This window comes from Pantoea sp. X-Soil-OKNW-556, from assembly GCF_059730695.1.
The window spans coordinates 1747211-1769115 of sequence record NZ_AP035990.1 but is presented as its reverse complement, the minus strand read 5'-3'; the positions used below and the strand labels follow the sequence as shown (position 1 = coordinate 1769115).

At 51.9% G+C, this 21905-nt stretch carries 24 protein-coding genes and 1 pseudogene; 16 read left to right on the top strand and 9 right to left on the bottom strand.

Going from position 1 to position 21905, the window contains the following annotated elements:
• Positions 1-2: 2 nt before the first annotated feature.
• On the bottom strand, positions 3-386 hold the full coding sequence (locus tag AC6I8T_RS08195; RefSeq protein ID WP_021185655.1) for a hypothetical protein: 384 nt from the start codon (positions 384-386) through the stop codon (positions 3-5).
• 123 nt (positions 387-509) lie between these two features.
• On the bottom strand, positions 510-734 hold the full coding sequence (locus AC6I8T_RS08190) for a YgdI/YgdR family lipoprotein (protein WP_013508714.1): 225 nt from the start codon (positions 732-734) through the stop codon (positions 510-512).
• A gap of 99 nt (positions 735-833) precedes the next feature.
• On the opposite strand from AC6I8T_RS08190, the gene AC6I8T_RS08185 reads away from it, so the two are divergent.
• The gene (locus AC6I8T_RS08185; RefSeq protein WP_208725270.1) at positions 834-1190 is read left to right on the top strand and encodes a DUF4186 domain-containing protein; all 357 of its coding nucleotides are present in this window, start codon (positions 834-836) and stop codon (positions 1188-1190) included.
• A gap of 3 nt (positions 1191-1193) precedes the next feature.
• On the opposite strand, the gene AC6I8T_RS08180 is transcribed toward AC6I8T_RS08185, so the two are convergent.
• Positions 1194-1376 (bottom strand): hypothetical protein, encoded by a 183-nt coding sequence (locus AC6I8T_RS08180; RefSeq protein WP_036627398.1) that lies wholly within the window; start codon positions 1374-1376, stop codon positions 1194-1196.
• A gap of 213 nt (positions 1377-1589) precedes the next feature.
• Between AC6I8T_RS08180 and AC6I8T_RS08175 the strand changes: the two genes are divergently transcribed.
• Genes AC6I8T_RS08175 through AC6I8T_RS08165 form a run of 3 tightly spaced genes read left to right on the top strand, consistent with a single transcriptional unit; the run spans position 1590 to position 3559 of the window.
• Positions 1590-1919: a hypothetical protein gene (locus AC6I8T_RS08175; protein WP_208725269.1), complete on the top strand. Its 330-nt coding sequence runs from the start codon at positions 1590-1592 to the stop codon at positions 1917-1919.
• A gap of 43 nt (positions 1920-1962) precedes the next feature.
• Complete coding sequence (locus AC6I8T_RS08170; RefSeq protein WP_497833698.1) at positions 1963-2514, top strand: hypothetical protein; 552 nt, start codon at positions 1963-1965, stop codon at positions 2512-2514.
• A 37-nt stretch (positions 2515-2551) separates the two neighbouring features.
• On the top strand, positions 2552-3559 hold the full coding sequence (locus tag AC6I8T_RS08165) for a Ppx/GppA phosphatase family protein (RefSeq protein WP_021185650.1): 1008 nt from the start codon (positions 2552-2554) through the stop codon (positions 3557-3559).
• Between the two features lie 34 nt (positions 3560-3593).
• On the opposite strand, the gene AC6I8T_RS08160 is transcribed toward AC6I8T_RS08165, so the two are convergent.
• A complete protein-coding gene (locus tag AC6I8T_RS08160) occupies positions 3594-3803 on the bottom strand; it encodes a DUF2767 family protein (RefSeq protein WP_021185649.1) in 210 nt (69 codons plus the stop codon).
• A gap of 129 nt (positions 3804-3932) precedes the next feature.
• Between AC6I8T_RS08160 and AC6I8T_RS08155 the strand changes: the two genes are divergently transcribed.
• Together AC6I8T_RS08155 and AC6I8T_RS08150 are read left to right on the top strand one after the other, a co-directional pair.
• A complete protein-coding gene (locus tag AC6I8T_RS08155) occupies positions 3933-4181 on the top strand; it encodes an ElaB/YgaM/YqjD family protein (protein WP_208725268.1) in 249 nt (82 codons plus the stop codon).
• A gap of 188 nt (positions 4182-4369) precedes the next feature.
• A complete protein-coding gene (locus AC6I8T_RS08150; protein ID WP_208725267.1) occupies positions 4370-7384 on the top strand; it encodes a glycoside hydrolase family 18 protein in 3015 nt (1004 codons plus the stop codon).
• 58 nt (positions 7385-7442) lie between these two features.
• Here the strand turns inward: AC6I8T_RS08150 and AC6I8T_RS08145 are convergent, their stop codons facing one another.
• From AC6I8T_RS08145 to AC6I8T_RS08135, 3 genes are all read right to left on the bottom strand, one after another.
• Positions 7443-7646 carry a hypothetical protein gene (locus AC6I8T_RS08145; RefSeq protein ID WP_021185646.1) on the bottom strand — a complete coding sequence of 68 codons (204 nt, stop codon included), beginning with the start codon at positions 7644-7646 and terminating at the stop codon, positions 7443-7445.
• 110 nt (positions 7647-7756) lie between these two features.
• On the bottom strand, positions 7757-7954 hold the full coding sequence (locus AC6I8T_RS08140) for a DUF6404 family protein (RefSeq protein ID WP_021185645.1): 198 nt from the start codon (positions 7952-7954) through the stop codon (positions 7757-7759).
• A 329-nt stretch (positions 7955-8283) separates the two neighbouring features.
• Positions 8284-8913 carry a hypothetical protein gene (locus tag AC6I8T_RS08135; RefSeq protein WP_497833697.1) on the bottom strand — a complete coding sequence of 210 codons (630 nt, stop codon included), beginning with the start codon at positions 8911-8913 and terminating at the stop codon, positions 8284-8286.
• 650 nt (positions 8914-9563) lie between these two features.
• Here AC6I8T_RS08135 and AC6I8T_RS08130 point away from each other — a divergent pair.
• Together AC6I8T_RS08130 and AC6I8T_RS08125 are read left to right on the top strand one after the other, a co-directional pair.
• Positions 9564-9749 (top strand): ribbon-helix-helix protein, CopG family, encoded by a 186-nt coding sequence (locus AC6I8T_RS08130; protein ID WP_208725265.1) that lies wholly within the window; start codon positions 9564-9566, stop codon positions 9747-9749.
• Positions 9750-10046: 297 nt separating this feature from the next.
• Positions 10047-10666: pseudogene (locus tag AC6I8T_RS08125) on the top strand (hypothetical protein); the annotation flags it as partial.
• Between the two features lie 704 nt (positions 10667-11370).
• Here the strand turns inward: AC6I8T_RS08125 and icd are convergent.
• Entirely contained in the window at positions 11371-12621 is a 1251-nt protein-coding gene (gene icd, locus AC6I8T_RS08120) for an NADP-dependent isocitrate dehydrogenase (RefSeq protein ID WP_013508701.1), read from the bottom strand.
• Between the two features lie 131 nt (positions 12622-12752).
• Here icd and rluE point away from each other — a divergent pair, with 131 nt between their 5' ends.
• The 8 genes from rluE (at position 12753) to AC6I8T_RS08080 (ending at position 20561) form a co-directional block, all read left to right on the top strand.
• The gene (gene rluE / locus AC6I8T_RS08115) at positions 12753-13406 is read left to right on the top strand and encodes a 23S rRNA pseudouridine(2457) synthase RluE (protein ID WP_497833696.1); all 654 of its coding nucleotides are present in this window, start codon (positions 12753-12755) and stop codon (positions 13404-13406) included.
• Between the two features lie 16 nt (positions 13407-13422).
• A complete protein-coding gene (locus tag AC6I8T_RS08110) occupies positions 13423-13896 on the top strand; it encodes an NUDIX domain-containing protein (protein WP_497833695.1) in 474 nt (157 codons plus the stop codon).
• 41 nt (positions 13897-13937) lie between these two features.
• A complete protein-coding gene (gene mnmA / locus AC6I8T_RS08105) occupies positions 13938-15050 on the top strand; it encodes a tRNA 2-thiouridine(34) synthase MnmA (protein WP_415175150.1) in 1113 nt (370 codons plus the stop codon).
• 34 nt (positions 15051-15084) lie between these two features.
• The gene (gene hflD / locus AC6I8T_RS08100; RefSeq protein ID WP_013508697.1) at positions 15085-15726 is read left to right on the top strand and encodes a high frequency lysogenization protein HflD; all 642 of its coding nucleotides are present in this window, start codon (positions 15085-15087) and stop codon (positions 15724-15726) included.
• Positions 15727-15774: 48 nt separating this feature from the next.
• Positions 15775-17145, top strand: a complete 1371-nt coding sequence (gene purB, locus AC6I8T_RS08095; protein ID WP_208725261.1) for an adenylosuccinate lyase — start codon at positions 15775-15777, stop codon at positions 17143-17145.
• Positions 17146-17249: 104 nt separating this feature from the next.
• The gene (phoP, locus tag AC6I8T_RS08090; protein WP_021185638.1) at positions 17250-17918 is read left to right on the top strand and encodes a two-component system response regulator PhoP; all 669 of its coding nucleotides are present in this window, start codon (positions 17250-17252) and stop codon (positions 17916-17918) included.
• Positions 17919-17921: 3 nt separating this feature from the next.
• The gene (gene phoQ / locus AC6I8T_RS08085; RefSeq protein WP_021185637.1) at positions 17922-19382 is read left to right on the top strand and encodes a two-component system sensor histidine kinase PhoQ; all 1461 of its coding nucleotides are present in this window, start codon (positions 17922-17924) and stop codon (positions 19380-19382) included.
• Positions 19383-19439: 57 nt separating this feature from the next.
• Positions 19440-20561 (top strand): ribosomal protein uL16 3-hydroxylase, encoded by a 1122-nt coding sequence (locus AC6I8T_RS08080; protein WP_208725260.1) that lies wholly within the window; start codon positions 19440-19442, stop codon positions 20559-20561.
• Positions 20562-20612: 51 nt separating this feature from the next.
• Here the strand turns inward: AC6I8T_RS08080 and pepT are convergent, their stop codons facing one another.
• Positions 20613-21839, bottom strand: a complete 1227-nt coding sequence (pepT, locus tag AC6I8T_RS08075; RefSeq protein ID WP_021185635.1) for a peptidase T — start codon at positions 21837-21839, stop codon at positions 20613-20615.
• Positions 21840-21905: the final 66 nt, after the last annotated feature.

Genomic DNA, 21905 nt, shown 5'->3' with positions numbered 1-21905 from the left:
TGTTATGAAGGCGGATGCTGGTTATCGTCGTAACGCTCCAGCGAGAGGATATCAATATCGCGCTTTTCCGTGCGATTGCAGGGCACCAGCTTATCGCTGTCAGCATAAACGAAAAAGGTATCACCATTGTTTTTATTCACCATTAACTGATCACCATTACGGAAACGGGTAATCGCCACCGGATCACCGTCCTGCAAATGGGTACGTTGCTGACCCGCAGCAATCTGGAAATGGTGTGTCGGCCACATTAGCATGCTGAGGCCATACTCGGCGCGCGAGACGGTCATGGTTGGGCGGCCCGGGCAGGCGATCTGGAATTCGCTTTCACTCCAGGCGGGCGCAATCTGGCACGCCAGCAAACCTGCGACAATAGCTATCGCCTTCATTGGATTCTCCGCTGAGGTTAGGTAATGATTTCATTAGGGTTTTGCAGAGGGTATCACAAAATAAAAGCGTGCGGCGCAGGATGGCCCGCTAAAGGCGGGCCGCAAGGTTCTGGCGAGGAAAAATCAATTATCGACTGAAGACATGTCTTTGATCTGGCTTTGATTTATCTGCTGCTCCTTACCGTAGATATCTTTGTAAGTAATCATGCCAGTATCTTTATCAACCACCGGTTTACCCTCGGTGACAATGGTTTGACCATCATTGGTGTGCATCACATGGTCAGATGCGCAACCGGCCAGCAGCAGGCCCAGACTAAAAGTACCAATCAGAAACAGTGTTTTTTTCATCTCATCCTCCTTTTGGACTCAGGGTCAGGTTTAGCACAGGTAACAGGAAACTGAACCAGGATAAGGACTAATGCGCTATGATCGCGCCAGGAGGACGTTATGAGAGATGAAAACGCGCTCTTTGCTCGCCTGGCACAATCGACCTTTCGCAGTCGCTTTCACCTGGGGCCAAAGGAGCGGCAGTATTGCCTGGATAAAGGGCCGGAGATAATCGGCCAGCATGCGGCGGATTTTATTGCGCGTCGCCTGGCGGATGCTGAGCCACAAAACGACGGGAAACAGACGCCAATGCGAGGTCATCCGGTGTTTATCGCCCAACACGCGACCGCAACCTGCTGTCGAGGGTGTTTGGCAAAATGGCATGGTATTGCGGCACATCAGCCGCTATCGACAGACCAGCAGCAATACATCGTACGCATTATCCACCGCTGGTTGTCAGGAGAAATGAATCGCTAAGGACTACTCTTCGGCGGCCACTTCAGCCGCCACTAACATCAACGCCAGACCGGCATCATCAGGATTAAATTGTTGCATGGTTGCGCGAATTGCCGCGACACAGTTCATCACCTGCTGCTTTTGTTCAGCTTCAAGCTTATCAATCGCATGCTGAAGAATCATTAGACTGGCTTGTTCTTCTCTCATTCATTCCCCCCGGTTAGGCTGGTCCATCGCGCAAGAGTGGCAAGAATAACGTTTATCTGCTAGCAAAGTCACCCCCTTAACATTCTCATCGCTTAACGATTACGCAAATAGCAAATGGGAAGCGGCGCCAGACCTGCTATGATCAGCATATCGTGGTCATTCAAGAGAGTTTTCGTGCCACGGCAAACCAGGGATCGAACCAGGAACAGGACCATGTTGCGAATTACCGTTGTACTCACCTTATTGTTACTGGCAGGCTGTAGTTCTGCCCCAAAAGGGGTAGATTGTCCCGGACAAGTCGCTACCATTTATGGTCAGGCGATGGGCAACACCGAAGCACGTATTTTCGACCTGGTTAGCGCCTTCTCCGTCAGCAAAGATGGCGTCATGGTAAAAAGTGGCCCCCTCCACTCAAACGATCGCTTTCAGTACGTCCCTTCGGCGGTGACCCGCGAGGGCTATTACGCCCAGCGTTTGTCGGATAAACAGTTCCGCCTGATTAATCCGTATCAAAACACCATGATCACCTGGACATGCCCGTAAGCCGTGTTTATTGTCAGAAATCGTCAAGCTGAGAGACTGGGTCATGGAAAAGAGTCTGGATAATAACGGCTACATCGAATTTCCCTTCCCCGCGACCGCCAATGCGGATGGTTCAGTCAACCCCTGCGGCATTGATCTCACCCTGGAGACTGACCGCATTGAAGAGATTGCGGTGTGTCAGCACTCCGCCAATCTCCGGCGTTTGCTGGAAGAAGTGAATTTACAGGACGGCCAGTTTATGACGCTGGCCTGTGACTGGCAGCAGCGTGACGATGGGGTGTGCGGTTTTATTGATGTGGCTTTCCGCCCCCTCTACTCGGCCAGCAGCAAGGACGAGGCTCTCGCTCTCGATCAGGCCTTTGAAATCTATCTCTCCCGCCAGGAGAAGCAACACAATATGGCCGGTGGCGCATTGGTTAATTATGCGCGCGCAGTGCTTGACTGGAGCTGGTCACCCCTGCATCAACGCCATTTGCACTATGAAAAAGTCACCCTACGCTACTACTGCCAGCAGGCGGAAGATGCCGAATGGTGTTTTGATCATCTGCGTCATTTCCTCGTGAGCTGGTATCCGGCTTATCGCGGTACACGTTAATTTTCCCTTTCATTATTTTCCTCTGACAGGAGCCGCTATGCGACTTGTGGTACGCGTTGTAGTGCTGTTTTTTGCCGTATTTCTGCCTTCACTGGCCTTTGCTGATAACTGCTGGCAAACCCGCGCCGGAATCGATATGGGATCCGGTACCACCAAAATTGCCGTGACTGAAGTGAATATCTGCCAGCATCAATTGGGCAAAGTGCTGTTTGAAGATCAGCGCCCGGTGGGTTACAACGATGCGCTGGCACGTTCCGGCAACAATCAACTGGATGAAGCGATCCAACAACAGGGATTGACTGCCTTGCAGCAGTTAGTCACCCAGGCTCGGCGCTATCACCCGCAGCGTATCAGCGGTGTCGCCACTGCGGTGTTCCGTTCTGCCAGTAACGGCCAGGCGGTGATTGACCGTTTTAATCAGCAAGCGGGTGTACAACTCAAAATCATCAGCCAGCAGCAGGAAGCCGAACTGGGGTTCCGTTCTGCTAAAGCGGCACTGCATGACCCGACATTACGCGATAACGACCTGCTGGTATGGGACATCGGCGGCGGCTCGATGCAGATGACTGCCTGGCGTGACCAGTCAGGTAAGACGGTTTCCGACGTTTATCAAGGTAAACTCGCCTCGGTCACGCTGAAGAACTTTATCGTCGATGTATTAAAAAACCAGCCATCTGCCACCTCTCCCAATCCAATTGGCTCCTGGCGCCCTTCCGTACTGCGCTTTGTCGAGTTTTACGCCCACAACGATGTCCCGCCGCAGATTAAACAAGATCTCGCTACGCGCCGGGTGATCGGGATCGGCGGCGTACACGGTTTCTCGATTAAGAATCAACTGAAAATCAAAGATAATCGCTATGACCTGGCGACTCTGGAACAGGTAGCAAAACAGCAGGTATGGAAAGGTGACAGCGAACTCACGGGCGATTACCGCGCTACCGATGTCAGCAATTTGCTGTTGGTGGAAGGCTATATGCGCGCCCTTGGCATTAAGGATGTCACTGTCGTTAAAGCCAGCCTGATTCAGGGCGTCGTACTGGAATAAAAGACAGCCGGGCGTCGGTCTGACGCCCGGGCTCTCAGGACGGTTTTACCAGCCGGATAGCATGTTCCAGCATACGTTGTTCATCGCGTTCATCATGGGCGCGATGCTGGCGAGTACGCTTTAGCAGGCTGGTGATCTCTTCCCTTTTGGTTTCGTGCCCGCACTCCGCCAGCACAATCACCGCATCACCAATTACCCGGCAAACTTCGTCGTAATCGTCTTCACTTAATACGTCACGTTTCATCGCCCCTCCTGACGTCAAATACCTTAACCAAGCCTGGTCAGGATTTCGTTATCCTGCAAACCCCGGTTGCTGCTCACGTATTCCCTGACTACGCTGAAATGGCAATTCACTATTATCAGGGAGTCATTTATGACTGGAAAAGCGGAAGCAAAATTGAATGAAGCCGCGGGTGCGGTGGAAGAAAAAGTGGGTGAAGTCACTGGATCACGCCGACGTCGGTTCAAAGGTGCAGCACGGCGCTACCCGGCGCAGGCCAGCTATGTCGCCCAGGATGCTGCCGATTGTGTGATTAAAAGCGTGCGCGAAAATCCGGTGACCGGAATAGCCATCGCCGCCAGTGTCGGTGTGGTGATCGGTTTCTTACTGGGGCGCAAGTAAGCGTTTGATTTGCGCATGGAGGCGCAAACTTAATTCAGTGAATGTAAGTTTATGTTTTAAAATATTCGACTTTGCCTGAGTTCTCTTTAATTCCCTCCTCATTTCTATTGTTCACAGAGAATCCTCTCAACTTATTCCCTGAGCATTTTATTTATTATTTTCATCGAATTATACAATGGAGATGTTCAGTGAAGAAGTTATCAATTATTGCGATAGCGACGCTATCTGCAATTTATGGCAGCAATGTATTTGCAGTTGAAGTAACACCAGAAGAAAGCGGAAAAATCAGTGCCGATCTTCATGGCTCCGCAGGTGAAGTCAGCCGCCATCGTGGTGAGCGACTGAAAACCAAAATCCAGTGGAAAGCCTGGAGTAATGATATGGAAGGGCTGCATCCGCATAGCCCGAAGAACTATCAAGTCTATAAAGTTGAATACGCGAAGCCAGGTGACATTTATCCGTCATCGGGTAACAGCAATGAAATGATTCTCAAAGAGAACGAGAATGGTTTTGCCGCCAATCTGGAAAAGAACGTCCCTTTCCAACTGAACAGCAACAAGATTGTTGGGATGTATTATGACGAGTGGGCCTACTGGGAACGCTCGTTCTCGGCTGATTTAGTTCCGGCCAAAAACCTGACACACATTTTCTGGAGCTTCCTTGGCCTGTGTGACTTTGGTGCACAACGACCCGGCAATGTCACCCTGCCCAGCACCGGCAACACCGGACTGGTAGCAGAAGGTAACGAACGCGGACAGAAAATCCTCAAAGGCATGTGCGGCCAGGGCAACCTGCCGACAGAAAGCGGCGATACCAGCTGGCAAGGCAACGATACCCCGGCTAAACAGCAGGGCGATTTCAATGTCACCCGCTACGATCCGCAAGCGTCTTATTATGGCCTGAAAGCGCTGGAAAGAATGAAGAAAGCGAATCCGCAGCTGAACGTGATGGTCTCCATCGGCGGCTGGTCGATGAGTGCGCCGTTCCATGCGATGGTGGAAACCAAAGAAGGGCGCGATATCTTCGTTAACTCAGTGATGAACTTCCTCAGCGAAAATCCGTTCGTGGATGGTATTGACCTTGACTGGGAATTTGTCGGTTCTACCGGACCGTCAGCGATGGGCAATCTGGCCACCGATGGTTATCAGAAAGAAAAAGAACGCTATACCGCGCTGGTCAAAGAACTGCGTAAAGCGATGGATGCCAAATATAGCGGTGCACAGCGTAAGCAGTTAAGTGCGGCCGTCAGTGCATCACCGGCAAAACTCGCTGCGATCGACTTTAACAGCCTGAAAGATGATTTTGATTTTATCAATATCATGACCTACGACATGTACGGTGCCTTCGCCCGTAACCCGGGTCACCAGGCTGCCGTCTATGCCAAACCGATCGCCGGGACATATTACCAGCAGGGTGGTCAGGATAAAGTCAAAGACGAAGCCGGTAACATCATCATTGATGGCCAGGGCAACGATATGACCGGAGAGCAAACGCAGCGCGGATTCAGCACCGAAGGCGCAGTGAAAGCCATTCTGGACAACAACCCGAACTTCCCATCAGAGAAACTGGTGGTGGGTGCAGCGGCTTATAGCCGTGGCTGGCATAGCGTCAGTGTGAAACAGGAACACGATAAACTGTTCTGGCATGGTATCGCCAACGGTGAAGAAGTGAGTCGTAAGGGGCTTGGTAGCAACGGTTCCTATGAGCATGGCGTGACCGATTATCGTGAGCTGTACGATAACATCATCAGCAAGAAACAGGACGTTTACTACGATAAACAGGCTGAAGCCGCGTATATCTGGAAACCCATCGCTAAAGTCAATGGTAACCCAACCGCACAGGTTGAAACCTTCGATTCCCAACGTTCCGTGATTGCGAAAGGCGACCTGGTGAAGAAATACAAACTGGGTGGTATGTTTGCCTGGGCGGCAAGTAATGACAATGGTTTGATTCTGAACAGTATGAACGCCGCAGTATGTAACAAGCAGGCTAATGGCAGCTACTACAACTTCAGCGAAGATTATAACGGCGTTGTGGATACCAAAGTCATTGATTCACAGAATGGCGTACCGACCAAAGTGGACGAGAGCATGTCCGGTCCCGTCGCGTACAACTTCAACGGTCAGAACTATTGCAACTCAAGCACCCCAGAAGTACCGGAAACTCCGGAAAGCCAGGCACCTACCGTTACACTGGATAAAACCAGCATCAATGTGGTGGGCACCAGTGACTATGGCTTTGGCTACCCGGTAATTGCTGGCAGCAACCAGGATTCTGTGACCTGGAAATGGGAACGCATTGAGGGCAACAGCGATATTTATCTGAAGTCTTACGATAAAGCGTCAGCTGAAATCGTCGTACCGAAAAATCTGTTTGATGTCTCTGCGAAATTCCGTGTAACCGCAACCAATGGCGACAAAAAATCTGGCGAAGCTTTTGTCACCGTGAATGTTGTAAAACCTGCCGTTTCCATTAGTGGTTCGAACACTATGGCCTCAGCAAATCCGGTTAAACTGGAAGCCGAAGCTAACTTTGATCAGGTGACTTATGCATGGACGCTGAAGCAAGGTGCACAAGTCGTTGCCAATGGTATCGATCAGAACGGACAGATCAAAGCGGGTCTGGCTGCGGGAGATTATATTGCTGAGGTGACAGCCAGCAGTGTGAAAGGTGCGCGTTCTGCCACTCAAACACACGCGGTGAAAGTGACTCAGGAAGTGCAGAATAACGATCAGGCATTTATCAATGGCATGAAGTTAGGTCTGCAATTCAAAGACGAAGGCAACAGATACTTCATTACAGGTACAGTAGCATCTTCTCAGACACCAACCAGCAAACCCAATTACTCATGGTCGCCAATGGGTGGTACTCAGGAAAGCACCAACGGACTGTCTTATTTCACCTTCTCAGTGGAAAAAACCAGCAGTCCTCAGCTGATGAATCTAAAGGTGGACGTCACCGCAGGTAAAGAGACGCGTCAGTTGATGGAAAACTTTACGGTTCCGGCGTTATCGGGTTCCGCAGGTTATCCAGCCTGGGCTTATGGCAACAACTACAAAGCCGGTGATGTGGTGACCCACAAAGGCAAAGTGTTTGAGTGCGTGGTAGCAGGCTGGTGTAGCCAGACAGGACAATGGTCTCAGCTGCATTATGAGCCAGAAGTCGGTATCAGCTGGACTCAGGCGTGGAAATACCACAAATAATTAAGCAGCAACTCGCTTAATCATGACCTAAGCTGCGGTAGCGTCTACCGCAGCTTTTTTATTGGTGGTACCCCACCTCATCCCGCCGCTCCTGGATGTGTTCATCCGGCGTTTCCGCCACATCCGCTATGCCACTGTTGCCGGCATCAAGGTGGCGGCCACTGTATGCATGCATATGTGGCGGCCCTGGTAACGGTTGCGCGCATGACCCAAACGACAACAGCAGAAAAAACCACGCGGCCAGCGGCATCTTCCTCATCATCAACTCACCTGCACAATGATCCAAAAGTGCGACCAGCGTGCCTGAACCGATGCAAATTAATGTCAGCGCCACGCAAAGCTACGTGGGCAGCATTGAGCAGATGCGAACAATTATGCCTGTGATTTACGTGCCTTATAGCGCGCCACCATGGTTATCAAGGCCTGGTAGATCAAGCCTGCATACAGGCTCATGACTACCGCCATGCCAGGTTCTTTGCCTTGACTCTGCCAGGAGACGAACCACATAAAAATGCCCCATAGCAGCGAAAACAGCAGCCAGCCTTTAACAAATTTCATCACGCCCTGCATCGTACCCTCCTTTAGATGAGCGCTGACGATAGCGGTTTGTACGCGAGATGACACGAAATGTTGTCTGTGTATGTTAACTGGCTCAAAATTTTGCGGATGGATCGTGGCGGCGCGATTTGTCGCATCGCCAGAGAAGAGGTAATGCCCCACCCGGCGCTTATCTCCGGCACTCGCAATGGCTTAGCTCTTGAAGGGGCATAAGAATCATCTCAAAAATCCGCGCTAAAAACTTAACTTTTATTGCCATGCTTATTATTAGCTAAATAATTATCACTTTACTCAAAAGTGTGGTCATTCTGTCAGCGGCTCACCATGACATGGGGACTGGATTAATTAATCAACTTTTTGCGACGGGCATCCATGAAAGACAGTTTATCGCCTTGACCATTGCACGGCACGGCGTGCCAGTAAAGGCGCACATAGCCGCCCTGGTGCTTCTGCTTACAGCTCTCCGCCACTTCATACGCTAACCGGGAGGCGTTAAACAGGTTCAGATAATGATCGCTTTTAAGGTCATCTATCACGGCCTGCTTGAGATAGGCGTTTATTCGACTGTCGCGCATCATCGACACGAAATCACGAACAGCCGTGTAGGCAAGGTTCCGGCATTGCAGACGTATTTTGCCCTGGCTGTACCTTTCGCAATTCGAAATGTCTGTTTCTACTGAGCTGAAAAGGAGTGAAACCGGAAACTCCGCGGGAGTCATGACTTTTGCCTCGGCCGGATTTCTTTTCGCTGAGAGTTTGATCATGGGATTCAATGTCATTATCTCTCGGGAAACTGGCTCAAGTTCGGTCGGCAGCTTACTCAAATCAGCGCTTTCCAGCGGCACATAGGGATCATCGTTCTTGAGTAAGGGACCTGACGGCTGTTTAGATTTCAGTACCGTCTCCGTTGAACCGTGTCCGGTGCAACTTGATAAAACAAAAGCAAAAATCAGTAAAACCCAACGTTTCAAAACAGCATACCTACGCAACAACTTAAAGAGGGCCAAGAGGGTAACGCATCTGCACCCTGAAGATCAGCATTCCGTGACGGCGTTTTGTAACAAAAGTATCGTGTGTTTGAGTGACAGACTCAGGAGCAGCCAGTTGCTGACATTTTCATGGCCTCTAACCTCCGTGGTTACGATCGGTGCTGCCTGTAGTATCAAAGAATAGTTACCTCAGCGTTGCTTATGTACATCACTCACACTGGCTTAGTTATTGAAAGGGTAAAAATGAACAAGAGCACACATATGCGCCCTCTGATAATGAAAACCCCGACGCGCACCGGCAATTAATTTCTCGGTTCGTCAACCACAGGGGCTTATGAATTACGGAAGAAAACTTAAGTCTTCTTCCTTTGGCCCTTAACACTTACAACATTAATGATGTTTTTAGAAATTGTGATTAAGAGAACAATCACGCACATTATTGAAAAAATAGATTTTTAACAGCAATAAATCTCATCAACAAAACCTCATTAAAGCCAAGCCAATTCTAAATTTGAAAGCTATAGTTAGGTCTCACTTGGGATGGTTTATATAGGCATCGCCATGATGATTTAAGCCAATCTAATTGATAATGATTACCGCCTGATTTCGCGCCACCTCATAAGGGTTATAATATGATTCAATCAGCAAGTAGCATTCAGAAACGCAGCGATGAGAAGCGTGGATTTAAACCTAAAACCTATAAACTCTCTTTGACTGCCATCGAGAAGATAGAGTTACTGGCCCGGGAGAAGGGTGTTTCCCAAGGGACAATCATTGCCGATGCAATAATGAACTATGATGGGTCACAAAAAAGTTAAGCCACGAAATTATTTAATTCAAAACTAAAACACCCGTTCAGGAACTATTTCGGCCATTAAAGAGTGTTGGAACCATATATATCACACTCACAACGAAATTGCGGACCTCGATAGCAAATAACCCCGCCATTTGGCAGGGTTCCGCTGTTTTAGCTGCATGTCTAAGTGACCACTTGTAACTGGCTACAACAGTTTTTGCCTAACGCAGGAGAATTATTTACTATTAATTAGAAATTTTTGAGTATGGCATTGAACGTGGCACCGCCATACATACGACAACCGACGGAGAATGGATGCATGGCACGTAATATGGCCCCGGGCTATTGTATTGTCGAGCGGCCTGGGTCACTTGATTATCAGGCCAGAGAACTGTTCAGAGATACCCGCACTCCAGCTGCTCAGATGTTCATGAGAATGAATACTGATACACCCTGGTTAAAGCCCGGGCAGATATTGATTGTTGCCGATCCTGATACACCAGCACCAATGACTTTGCAGGCACTGTCAGCACTCAGGCAAGCCAAAACAAAAATAAACCAGGCTTTGAACGGAGTCAGCACAGAAGAAGCCAGTTTCATGCAGAAGTATTACGGAGTTATCGCGGGCCTGACAAATGCCGGAGACAAGATTTTCGGTACTGTAGGAGATGCAGGCGAAAAATACTATTCCTCTATAGAACAGACCCTGTAGAAAATCGAGGGCAGCTACCAAAATCACTTCCGCACACAAGGCACCCTTATAAGTCAGCAATTTTTGTGGAGCGCAATCAGCTATTGAACCAACTGAAAGAACTGGTAAATAAACCCCTTCTCAAGTCTCTAAACCGTTATGATCTTAAACTTCGGCCTTACGAAGATATGCGCAGAGCATTAAACCTTTCAAGCCGCTCGATCGTTCATGAGTGGTCAACGTTTGGCTGGAAGTTCCGCAGCTGACTTGATTATGGATTCAATATACAAACACCTGGACATCTGACAGCAAATGAAAATTTTTGTAATCGCCATTATCATTGTTGCCAGCCTGGCTTTTATCGCCTCAATCATCTGGTATGCAATCAACAGGCCCAAGTACTACGAATTATTGAATCGCTTCCAAAGAAAATATACGTTTCCTGCTCCGTACTCATTTAGCTGCATGGTAGGTTTTTTTGGCGCACCACTTATGGCTTACTTTTTCCTTCGACTAAAGAACAGGAAGAACATACTGTTTGTTGAGAAAGCCAGCGATGTATACACCTTTCCGGATAATGACACTATCAAATTAATGTCCTGGTTACCGGTCTTCAAAGGTTTATTAATAATTTGCACGGTTTGCTATTCCTTCCTCATGCTTCTTGCGGTTTTTCTGGAGGCAAAGGACAGATTATTCCCATAGTCTGCATGCTTTATCGTCGGGACAAACAGCCCACTAAGTGGGTTGTGGCATACTAATTCTAAAGCAAGTTGTCCATTTCCAGTTTTACATCAAACATCAACAGACAGCCTTCCACAATACCTTCTGCCAACATGAGTTTTATCATGATCATTCCCTCAGTGACCTTTAGTTTCTTCACAAATGCATGCCGCACCAACAAAAACGGGAGCCATTGGCTCCCGTTTTGCACTCTACCCGCTAAGGCAGATTACATATTCGCGATAATCGCGTCGCCAAACTCTGAACATTTCAGCAGTTTAGCGCCTTCCATCAGACGTTCGAAGTCATAGGTCACGGTTTTGTTGGCGATTGCGCCTTCCATGCCTTTAACAATCAGGTCTGCGGCTTCGAACCACTCCAGATGACGCAGCATCATCTCAGCGGAGAGGATAACGGAACCTGGGTTCACTTTATCCTGACCCGCATATTTCGGTGCAGTACCGTGGGTCGCTTCGAACAGCGCACATTCGTCACCGATGTTGGCACCCGGTGCGATACCGATACCGCCAACCTGCGCCGCCAGGGCGTCAGAGATGTAGTCACCGTTCAGGTTCATACAGGCGATCACGTCGTACTCTGCCGGACGCAGCAGGATCTGTTGCAGGAAGGCGTCAGCGATGACGTCTTTCACGATGATCTCTTTGCCGGTGTTCGGGTTTTTGAACTTCATCCACGGACCGCCATCGATCAGTTCGCCGCCGAACTCTTCTTTCACCAGCTGATAGCCCCAGTCTTTGAAAGAACCTTCGGTGAACTTCATGATGTTGCCTTTGTGCACCAGGGTCAGGGAGTCACGATCGTTAGTGATGGTGTATTCCACTGCGGCACGCACCAGACGTTTGGTGCCTTCTTCTGAACACGGCTTCACGCCGATGCCACACTGCTGCGGGAAGCGAATTTTCTTCACGCCCATCTCTTCACGCAGGAACTTGATCACTTTGTCCGCTTCCGGCGTACCGGCTTTCCACTCGATACCGGCATAGATATCTTCGGAGTTTTCACGGAAGATCACCATGTCGGTATCTTCAGGACGTTTTACCGGGCTCGGGGTGCCTTTGTAATAGCGTACCGGACGCAGACATACGTAGAGGTCCAGCTCCTGACGCAGCGCAACGTTCAGAGAACGAATACCGCCACCAACCGGGGTAGTCAGCGGGCCTTTGATGGCAACGCGATATTCTTTGATTAAATCGAGGGTTTCCTGCGGCAGCCAGACGTCCTGGCCGTAGAGTTCTACTGATTTCTCACCGGTGTAAATTTCCATCCAGGAAATTTTTCGCTCGCCGTTGTAGGCTTTCTTCACAGCGGCATCAACCACTTTCAGCATCACAGGCGAAACGTCAACACCGATGCCGTCACCTTCAATGTAGGGGATGATCGGGTTATTAGGTACTACCAGTTTGCCCTGATCCAGGGTGATTTTCTGACCTTCCGCCGGAACAACTACTTTGCTTTCCATTAACCTCTCCTTCGAGCGATTTTTTGTTAATGATTTGTAAGATGCGCGTCAATACTACTTGAATATTTCCGCCGCGCCAATCACCGCAGTTTCGCGTTATAATGCGCTGATTGTCACCGACTGCAAAGCCCATGCGAAAAACTTCTCAACGAATTCACCAGGATAAACGATTCAGCGGCCCGGCACGTAAGCCTGTCCGCCGTGATACGCGGCCCAAAGGCCCGGTACGCGTCATACTCTTTAACAAACCTTTCGATGTTTTACCGCAATTTAGCGATGAGGCCGGACGCCGCACCCTCAAGGATTTCGTGCCCGTTACCGACGTCTACTCCGCAGGCCGCCTCGATCGCGACAGCGAAGGGCTGATGGTGTTAACCAATGATGGCGCACTCCAGGCGCAGTTAACACAGCCCGGTAAGCGAACCGGAAAAATCTATTTTGTGCAGGTGGAAGGCGAACCGCAGGAATCAGATTTATCCCGCCTGCGCACGGGCGTGACGCTGAATGATGGCCCCACCCTGCCTGCCGGTGTCGAGTGCGTCGCCGAGCCGGAATGGCTGTGGCCACGCCAGCCGCCGATTCGCGAACGCAAAGCTATCCCCACCAGTTGGCTAAAGATCACCTTATATGAAGGGCGTAACCGTCAGGTGCGACGCATGACGGCACACATAGGTTTCCCTACCCTGCGCCTGATTCGCTATGCCTTGGGGGAACATCAGCTGGATAATCTGGCGCCGGGCGAATGGCGTGATATCAGCGCACAATTTTCAATAACTTCAGGTTAACAATCCGGGAGGATCGATGTTTAAACCTCATGTCACGGTGGCGTGTCTGGTGCAGGCGCAAGGTCAGTTGCTGGTGGTGGAAGAACAGGTCAATGGCCGCGCTACATGGAATCAGCCCGCCGGTCATCTGGAAGCGGATGAAACCCTGTTGGAAGCGGTACAACGCGAGCTGTTTGAAGAGACCGGCATCACCGCCACGCCGGACTATTTTCTCGGTGTGCAGCAGTGGATCGCCCCGGATAATACGCCTTTTGTGCGGTTCCTGTTTGGCCTGGATCTGGCAGAAATGGTCGCCACTACGCCACATGACGATGATATCGATTGCTGCTGGTGGCTGACGCCAGAGCAGATTATCAGCGCCGATAAGCTGCGTTCGCCGCTGGTGGCGGAAAGTGTGCGGCTGTGGCAACAGGGGGCACGCTATCCTCTGCAACTGGTTGCTCCGTTCCAGTGGCCGTTTCACGAGGGTGCGCACCCGGCTTCCGCGTGATAGAATACGCCGCCTGTTTTTATCGTAATCAAGAGTGCGTCATGTCTGACAACAGCCAGAAAAAAGTGATCGTCGGTATGTCCGGCGGCGTCGATTCTTCCGTTTCCGCCTGGTTACTGCAACAGCAGGGTTATCAGGTCGAGGGCCTGTTCATGAAGAACTGGGAGGAAGACGACGGCGAGGAGTATTGCACTGCCGCTGACGACCTGGCTGATGCGCAGGCCGTATGTGACAAACTCGGTATCAAATTGCACAAAGTTAACTTTGCCGCCGAGTACTGGGACAATGTTTTTGAGCATTTCCTCGAAGAGTACAAAGCAGGCCGTACGCCGAACCCCGATATTCTGTGCAACAAAGAGATCAAATTTAAAGCGTTTCTCGAATTCGCCGCTGAAGATCTCGGTGCTGACTTTATCGCGACCGGCCACTATGTGCGTCGTCAGGATGTTGACGGCCAAAGCCGCCTGCTGCGCGGCCTCGACGGCAATAAAGATCAGAGTTACTTCCTGTACACCCTGAGCCATGAGCAGGTTGCGCAAAGCCTGTTCCCGGTGGGTGAGCTGGAAAAACCAGAAGTGCGTCGCATTGCCGAGCAGCTTGATCTGATCACCGCGAAGAAAAAAGATTCCACCGGCATCTGCTTTATTGGCGAACGCAAATTCCGCGATTTCCTTGGTCGCTATCTCCCGGCTCAACCGGGCGAGATTGAAACCGTTGACGGCGAAATCGTCGGTGAGCATCAGGGCCTGATGTACCACACCCTGGGCCAGCGCAAAGGATTGGGCATTGGTGGTCGTAAAGAAAGCAATGACGATCCCTGGTACGTGGTCGATAAAGACGTCGCCCGTAACCGTCTGATTGTGGCGCAGGGTGGTGATCATCCGCGTTTGATGTCCGTGGGGCTGATTGCCCAGCAGTTGCATTGGGTGGATCGTCAACCGATTACCGCGCCGCTGCGTTGCACGGTGAAAACCCGTTACCGCCAGACCGATATCCCGTGCGAAATTATCCCGCACGGCGATGACCGTATTGAAGTGCGTTTTGATGAGCCGGTTGCGGCTGTCACGCCGGGCCAGTCTGCCGTGTTTTACCTCGGTGACGTTTGCCTGGGTGGCGGCATTATTGAACAGCGTCTGCCCTGGGCAGCGGCCTAAGGTCGGCGCTGCCGACGCGTATACAGGAGTAACCGTGGCTAAGAACTATTATGAGATAACGCTGGCACTGGCGGGCGTCTGCCAGGCTGCGCATCTGGTGCAGCAGCTGGCGCATCAGGGTACCTGCAATAATGACGCGCTGAGCGTGTCACTGCGCAGCCTGCTTGATCTCAATCCCGGCTCAACGCTGGCGGTGTATGGCAATGATGAGGCCAACCTGCGGCTCGGGCTGGAGACGCTAATGGCGGTGCTGAACAGCAGCAGCCGCCAGGGTGCCGGTGCAGAATTAACGCGTTACACCCTGAGCCTGATGGTACTGGAGCGCAAACTGCACGGGAACAAACAGGCATTGAACACCCTGGCCCAGCGCATCAGCCAGTTGGATCGCCAACTGGCGCACTATGAACTGGAATCCGACACCATCACCAGCGCGATGGCAGCGATTTATGTCGATGTGATTAGCCCGCTTGGCCCACGTATTCAGGTGACCGGCTCCCCACAGGTGCTGCAAAGCTCACAGATTCAGGGCCGCGTGCGCGCCGCACTGCTGGCGGGTATCCGTTCTGCCGTATTATGGCAGCAGGTCGGTGGTGGCCGCCTGCAACTGATGTTCTCGCGTCAGCGTTTGCTGAGTGAGGCAAAAACCATTTTATCCCGGCTGGGAACGGCGTATTAAACGTCTTTCCGGCATTACGCTTTGTTAAACGATTCAGGAGTTGCACTGATGGAATTATCCTCTCTGACCGCCGTCTCACCTGTCGATGGTCGTTACGGCGATAAAGTCAGCCCGCTGCGCGCGATTTTCAGCGAATACGGTTTGCTGAAATTCCGCGTTGAGGTTGAAGTTCGCTGGTTACAGAAACTGGCCGCGACCGCAGAGATCAAGGAAGTTCCTGCATTTGATGCTGACGCAAACGCTTTCCTTGACGCTATCGTCACCAATTTTAATGAAACTGACGCAGCGCGCATCAAAACCATCGAGCGCACCACCAACCACGACGTGAAAGCGGTGGAATACTTTCTAAAAGAGAAAGTGGCCGACGTCCCTGCCCTGCACGCGGTATCTGAGTTTATCCACTTCGCCTGTACTTCCGAAGATATCAACAACCTGTCGCACGCGCTGATGCTGGAAACCGCCCGCCGTGACGTGATTCTGCCGTACTGGAGCAAAATCATTGCCGCAGTGAAAGGCCTGGCGCAGGAATATCGTGACATTCCGCTGCTGTCGCGTACCCACGGCCAGCCTGCCACCCCGTCCACTATGGGTAAAGAGATGGCGAACGTCGCTTACCGTATGGAGCGTCAGCTGCGTCAGCTGGGCAACATCGAAGTGCTGGGCAAAATCAATGGTGCGGTAGGTAACTACAACGCCCACATCGCTGCCTATCCGGAAGTGGACTGGCACCAGCTGAGCGAAGCCTTCGTTACCTCTCTGGGCATCACCTGGAACCCCTACACCACGCAGATTGAGCCGCACGACTACATTGCTGAAATGTTCGACTGCATCGCACGTTTCAACACCATTCTGATCGACTTTGATCGCGATATCTGGGGCTACGTGGCGCTCAACCACTTCAAACAGAAAACTATTGCCGGTGAGATTGGTTCTTCGACCATGCCGCATAAAGTTAACCCGATCGACTTCGAAAACTCCGAAGGTAACCTCGGCCTGGCGAATGCGGTGATGCAACATCTGGCCAGCAAACTGCCAGTTTCGCGCTGGCAGCGTGATTTGACCGACTCCACCGTCCTGCGTAACCTGGGCGTTGGCGTGGGTTATGCGCTGATTGCCTACCAGGCGACGCTGAAAGGCATCTCTAAGCTGGAAGTGAACCGCGATCGTCTGCTTGACGAGCTGGATCACAACTGGGAAGTTCTGGCGGAGCCAATCCAGACGGTAATGCGTCGTTATGGCATCGAGAAGCCGTACGAGAAACTGAAAGAGCTGACGCGCGGTAAACGCGTGGATGCGGCCGGTATGCAGGCGTTTATCGATAGCCTGGAACTGCCGGAAGAAGAAAAAGTGCGTCTGAAACAGATGACGCCGGCAAACTACCTTGGCCGTGCGGTCCAGATGGTTGACGACCTGAAGTAATCGCCACCCACGCAGGCGCGCCGCGGCTCGCCTGCGTTAATCTGCGGTTTAGCTGACCTGGCATATACTTTTCTCCATCAATGTGTTGAAAGTAAGGAAATGCTATGCGTGTTCTGGTTGTGGAAGATAATGCGCTGCTGCGTCATCATCTCGCCGTGCAATTGCGCGAAATGGGCCATCAGGTGGATGCCGCAGAAGATGCGAAAGAAGCCGATTATTTTCTCCAGGAGCATGTGCCGGATATTGCGCTGGTCGATCTCGGCCTGCCGGGCGAAGACGGTATGTCACTGATCCGCCGCTGGCGTGGTGATGCCATTCGCCAACCGATTCTGGTGCTGACCGCGCGTGAAGGCTGGCAGGCAAAAGTGGAGGCGCTGGAAGCCGGTGCCGACGACTATGTCACCAAACCTTTCCATATCGAAGAAGTGGCAGCACGTTTGCAAGCGCTGATGCGTCGTAACAGCGGTCATGCTTCCCAGATTATCTCGATGCCCCCGTTTCAGGTTGACCTCTCGCGTCGCGAGCTGACCATCAATGAAGAACAGGTCAAACTGACGGCGTTTGAATACACCATCGTGGAAACCCTGATCCGCAACGCCGGTAAAGTGGTCAGCAAAGATTCGCTGATGTTGCAGCTTTATCCCGACGCCGAACTGCGTGAAAGTCATACCATTGATGTGCTGATGGGGCGTCTGCGTAAAAAAATTCTCGCGCTCTATCCGACGGAAGTGATTAACACCGTACGCGGCCAGGGCTATCGCTTCGATCTCTGATAAATGAACTGGTTGCGTCGTCTGCGTCCCTTCTCACTGCGCGCCCGCTTTTTGCTGGCGACGGCAGCCATTGTGTTGTTTCTGTCGCTCTCCTACGGCATGGTTGCCGTGGTGGGTTATGTGGTGAGTTTTGATAAGAACACCTACCGCGTGATGCGAGGCGAGAGCAACCTGTTCTTCACCCTCGCCCAATGGCAGGACAACAAACTCACCATTGCTCAGCCTGAGCGCATGACGCTGAATTTCCCGACGCTGGTGTTTATCTACGATGAACACGGCAAATTGCTGTGGCAACAGCGCGATGTCCCGGAGATTCGCAAGAAAATTCAGCGCGAGTGGTTACTCAAACCAGATTTTTACGAAATTGATACCAGCAATCGTACCAGCCTGGCGGCGATGGGGAATAACCCGGTGGCGCAGAGGCAATTACACGCCTGGGATACCGACAGCAACGACACCTTTACCCACTCGGTTGCCGTCAATCGCTACGATGCCACCACCAACTTACCGGCGCTGACGATTGTGGTAGTCGATTCGATCCCGCAGGAACTGCAACATTCGGATGTGGTGTGGTCATGGTTTAGCTATGTGCTGGCCGCGAATCTGCTGCTGGTGATCCCGTTACTGTGGCTGGCCGCGCACTGGAGCCTGCGGCCCATTGGTGATCTCACTTCTCAGGTACGCGAGCTGGAAACCAGCCAGCGTGAAAACCTCGATGATAATCCTCCGCAGGAACTGAAGAGCCTGGTTCGCAACCTGAATTTGCTGCTTTCCAACGAACGACAGCGTTATACGCGCTATCGCACCACACTGTCCGATCTCACCCACAGCCTGAAAACCCCACTGGCGGTGTTGCAGAGTACGCTGCGTTCACTACGCAGCGGCAAAGAGCTGACGGTGGAACAAGCCGAACCGGTGATGCTGGAACAAATCAGCCGTATCTCGCAGCAAATTGGTTATTACCTGCATCGCGCCACCATGCAGGCCGACCATAACCCGTTGCAGCGCGACCTCCATTCCGTCTCCGCGTTGCTCGACAGCCTGTGCTCGGCGTTAAACAAGGTTTATCAACGCAAAGGGGTGGAAATCACCCTCGATATCTCCCCTGAGCTGACCTTTATCGGTGATCAAAACGATTTCATGGAAGTGCTGGGCAACGTACTGGATAACGCCTGCAAATATTGCCTGGAGTTTATTGAGGTCACCGCGCGCCAGACAGACAAAGCTCTGCATCTGTATATCGACGACGATGGTCCCGGCATTCCCGAAAGTAAGCGGGATTTAATCTTTGTACGCGGGCAGCGCGCCGATACGTTGCGTCCCGGCCAGGGCCTGGGTTTGGCGGTGGTGCGCGACATTCTGGAACAATATGCCGGTCAGGTTATCGCCACCACCAGCCCGCTGGGCGGTGCCCGTATGGAAGTCATCTTCCAACGTCAGGAAGTTGAACATCGTCGCGAGTAGAACGGCACGCGGGCTGTTATACTTGCAGGCATTCATGGCCCTAACCGGAACCCTTCTATGGATTATCAGCTCGATCTTAACTGGCCCGATTTTATTCAGCGCTACTGGCAAAAACGCCCGGTGGTGCTCAAACGTGGTTTTAAAAACTTTATTGACCCTATTTCTCCTGATGAGCTGGCCGGTCTGGCAATGGAAAACGAGGTGGATAGCCGCCTGGTGAGCCACAACAACGGCAAATGGCAGGTAAGCCACGGTCCGTTTGAGAGTTATGATCATCTCGGCGAAAACAACTGGTCGCTGCTGGTGCAGGCGGTGAACCACTGGCATGAGCCTTCTGCGGCGCTGATGCGTCCGTTCCGCTTCTTGCCCGACTGGCGCATTGACGATCTGATGATCTCCTTTGCCGTGCCGGGCGGCGGCGTAGGTCCCCATTTCGACCAGTATGATGTGTTTATTATTCAGGGCACCGGACGTCGTCGCTGGCGCGTTGGCGAGAAAGTGCCGATGAAACAGCATTGCCCGCACCCGGACCTGCTCCAGGTGGAACCCTTTGATGCCATCATCGATGAAGAGATGGAACCGGGCGATATTCTCTATATTCCGCCGGGATTCCCGCACGAAGGTTACTCGCTGGAAAACGCGCTGAACTACTCGGTAGGCTTCCGTGCCCCCAGTGGCCGTGAACTGATCAGCGGTTTTGCCGACTATGTGCTGGCGCATGAGCTGGGCAGCTATCGTTATAGCGATCCTGATGTCCCAACGCGTGATTGTCCGTCGCAAATCCTGCCATCAGAAGTGGAAGGCATCCGTGCGGCGATGTTGGATGTGATCAATCAACCGGAACAATTTAACCAGTGGTTTGGCGAATTTATTTCCCAGTCACGTCACGAACTGGATATCGCGCCACCCGAGCCGCCGTATCAGCCAGATGAGATCTACGACGCCCTGCAACAGGGGGACGCCCTGACCCGTCTTGGCGGTCTGCGTGTGTTGACGCTGGGTGATGTGGTGTTCGTTAACGGTGAAAGCGTGGCTTGTAGCCACCCGGAAGTGCTGGCGGCGCTGGCCAATCGTCAGGTGTTGACGCTGGAAGATTTTGGTACTGCGTTGGATGACCCATCGCTGCTGGCGCAGCTCGCTGCACTGGTCAACAGTGGCTACTGGTTCTTCGCGGACTAACAACAGTATGCACTGAACCGTCACGGCGCGATAAACGCGCCGTGACGGACGTTATTTCTTCTCTGCCACCAGCGCTGCAAGGCGCACAATCACATCCACCGCCTGGGCCATCACGTTGAGTGAAGCAAACTCATGTTTGCCGTGATAGTTGTAGCCACCGGTAAACAGATTCGGGCACGGTAAACCTTTCCACGACAACGCTGAACCGTCAGTACCGCCGCGAATCGGTTTCACGTTTGGCTCGATGCCGCAATCACGCATCGCCTGCAACGCCAGCTCGATAATATGCGGGTGTGGCTCCACCTTCTCCCGCATATTGCGATAGCTGTCGCTGATCTCGACTTTTACCGAACACTCGCCGTGTAATCCCTTGCTGACCCGACGGCCAATCTCTTCCAGCAGCTGTTTACGTTTCGCGTAGTTGTCGGCGTCAAAGTCACGGATGATGTATTGCATCTCGGCATGTTCTACCGTGCCTTTGATGTTGTGCAGATGATAGAAACCTTCATAACCTTCGGTAAACTGGGGTTTTTCCTGCGCCGGGACTTCAGCATGGAAACGCATCGCCAACTCCAGCGCATTCACCATCACGCCTTTCGCGGTGCCGGGATGCACATTGTTACCGACGATTTTCACCACGGCTGACGCGGCATTAAAGTTCTCGAATTCGAATTCGCCAAGGTCGCTACCATCAACGGTATAAGCCCAGTCGGCGGCAAAATTCTCAATGTCGAAGTACGACGTACCACGACCAATCTCTTCATCCGGCGTAAAGGCGACACGAATCGCACCGTGCGGGATATCCCCTTTGGCAAGGCGCGCCATCGCCGTCATAATTTCCGCCACCCCGGCCTTATCATCGGCACCCAGCAGGGTTTTACCGTCGGTAGTAACCAGCGTATGACCAATCAATTTATGCAATATCGGGAACATCACTGGCGAAAGAATTTCGTCCCCATTGCCGAGGGCAATATCCCCGCCACGGTAGTTCTCAATAATCTGCGGATTGACATTCTTCGCGGTGAAATCCGGCGAGGTGTCCATATGCGAGATAAAGCCAATCACCGGGGTCGGCCAGTCAACATTCGCCGGTAAGGTGCCCATCACGCAGCAATGGTCGCTTAAGGTCACATCAACAAAACCCAGAGCCAGCAGTTCTTCCTGTAACTGACGTGCCAGCGTCCACTGCCCTTCGCTGCTTGGCACCTGTCGTGCCTGCGGTTTTGATTGGGTTTCTACCGCCACATAACTGAGAAAGCGCTCAAGTAATTGATCCATCGGTCATCCCTCTAAAGAACCTGCATTATTATCATAGGTCGCTGGTGACGCGATGTTGCGTCAAAT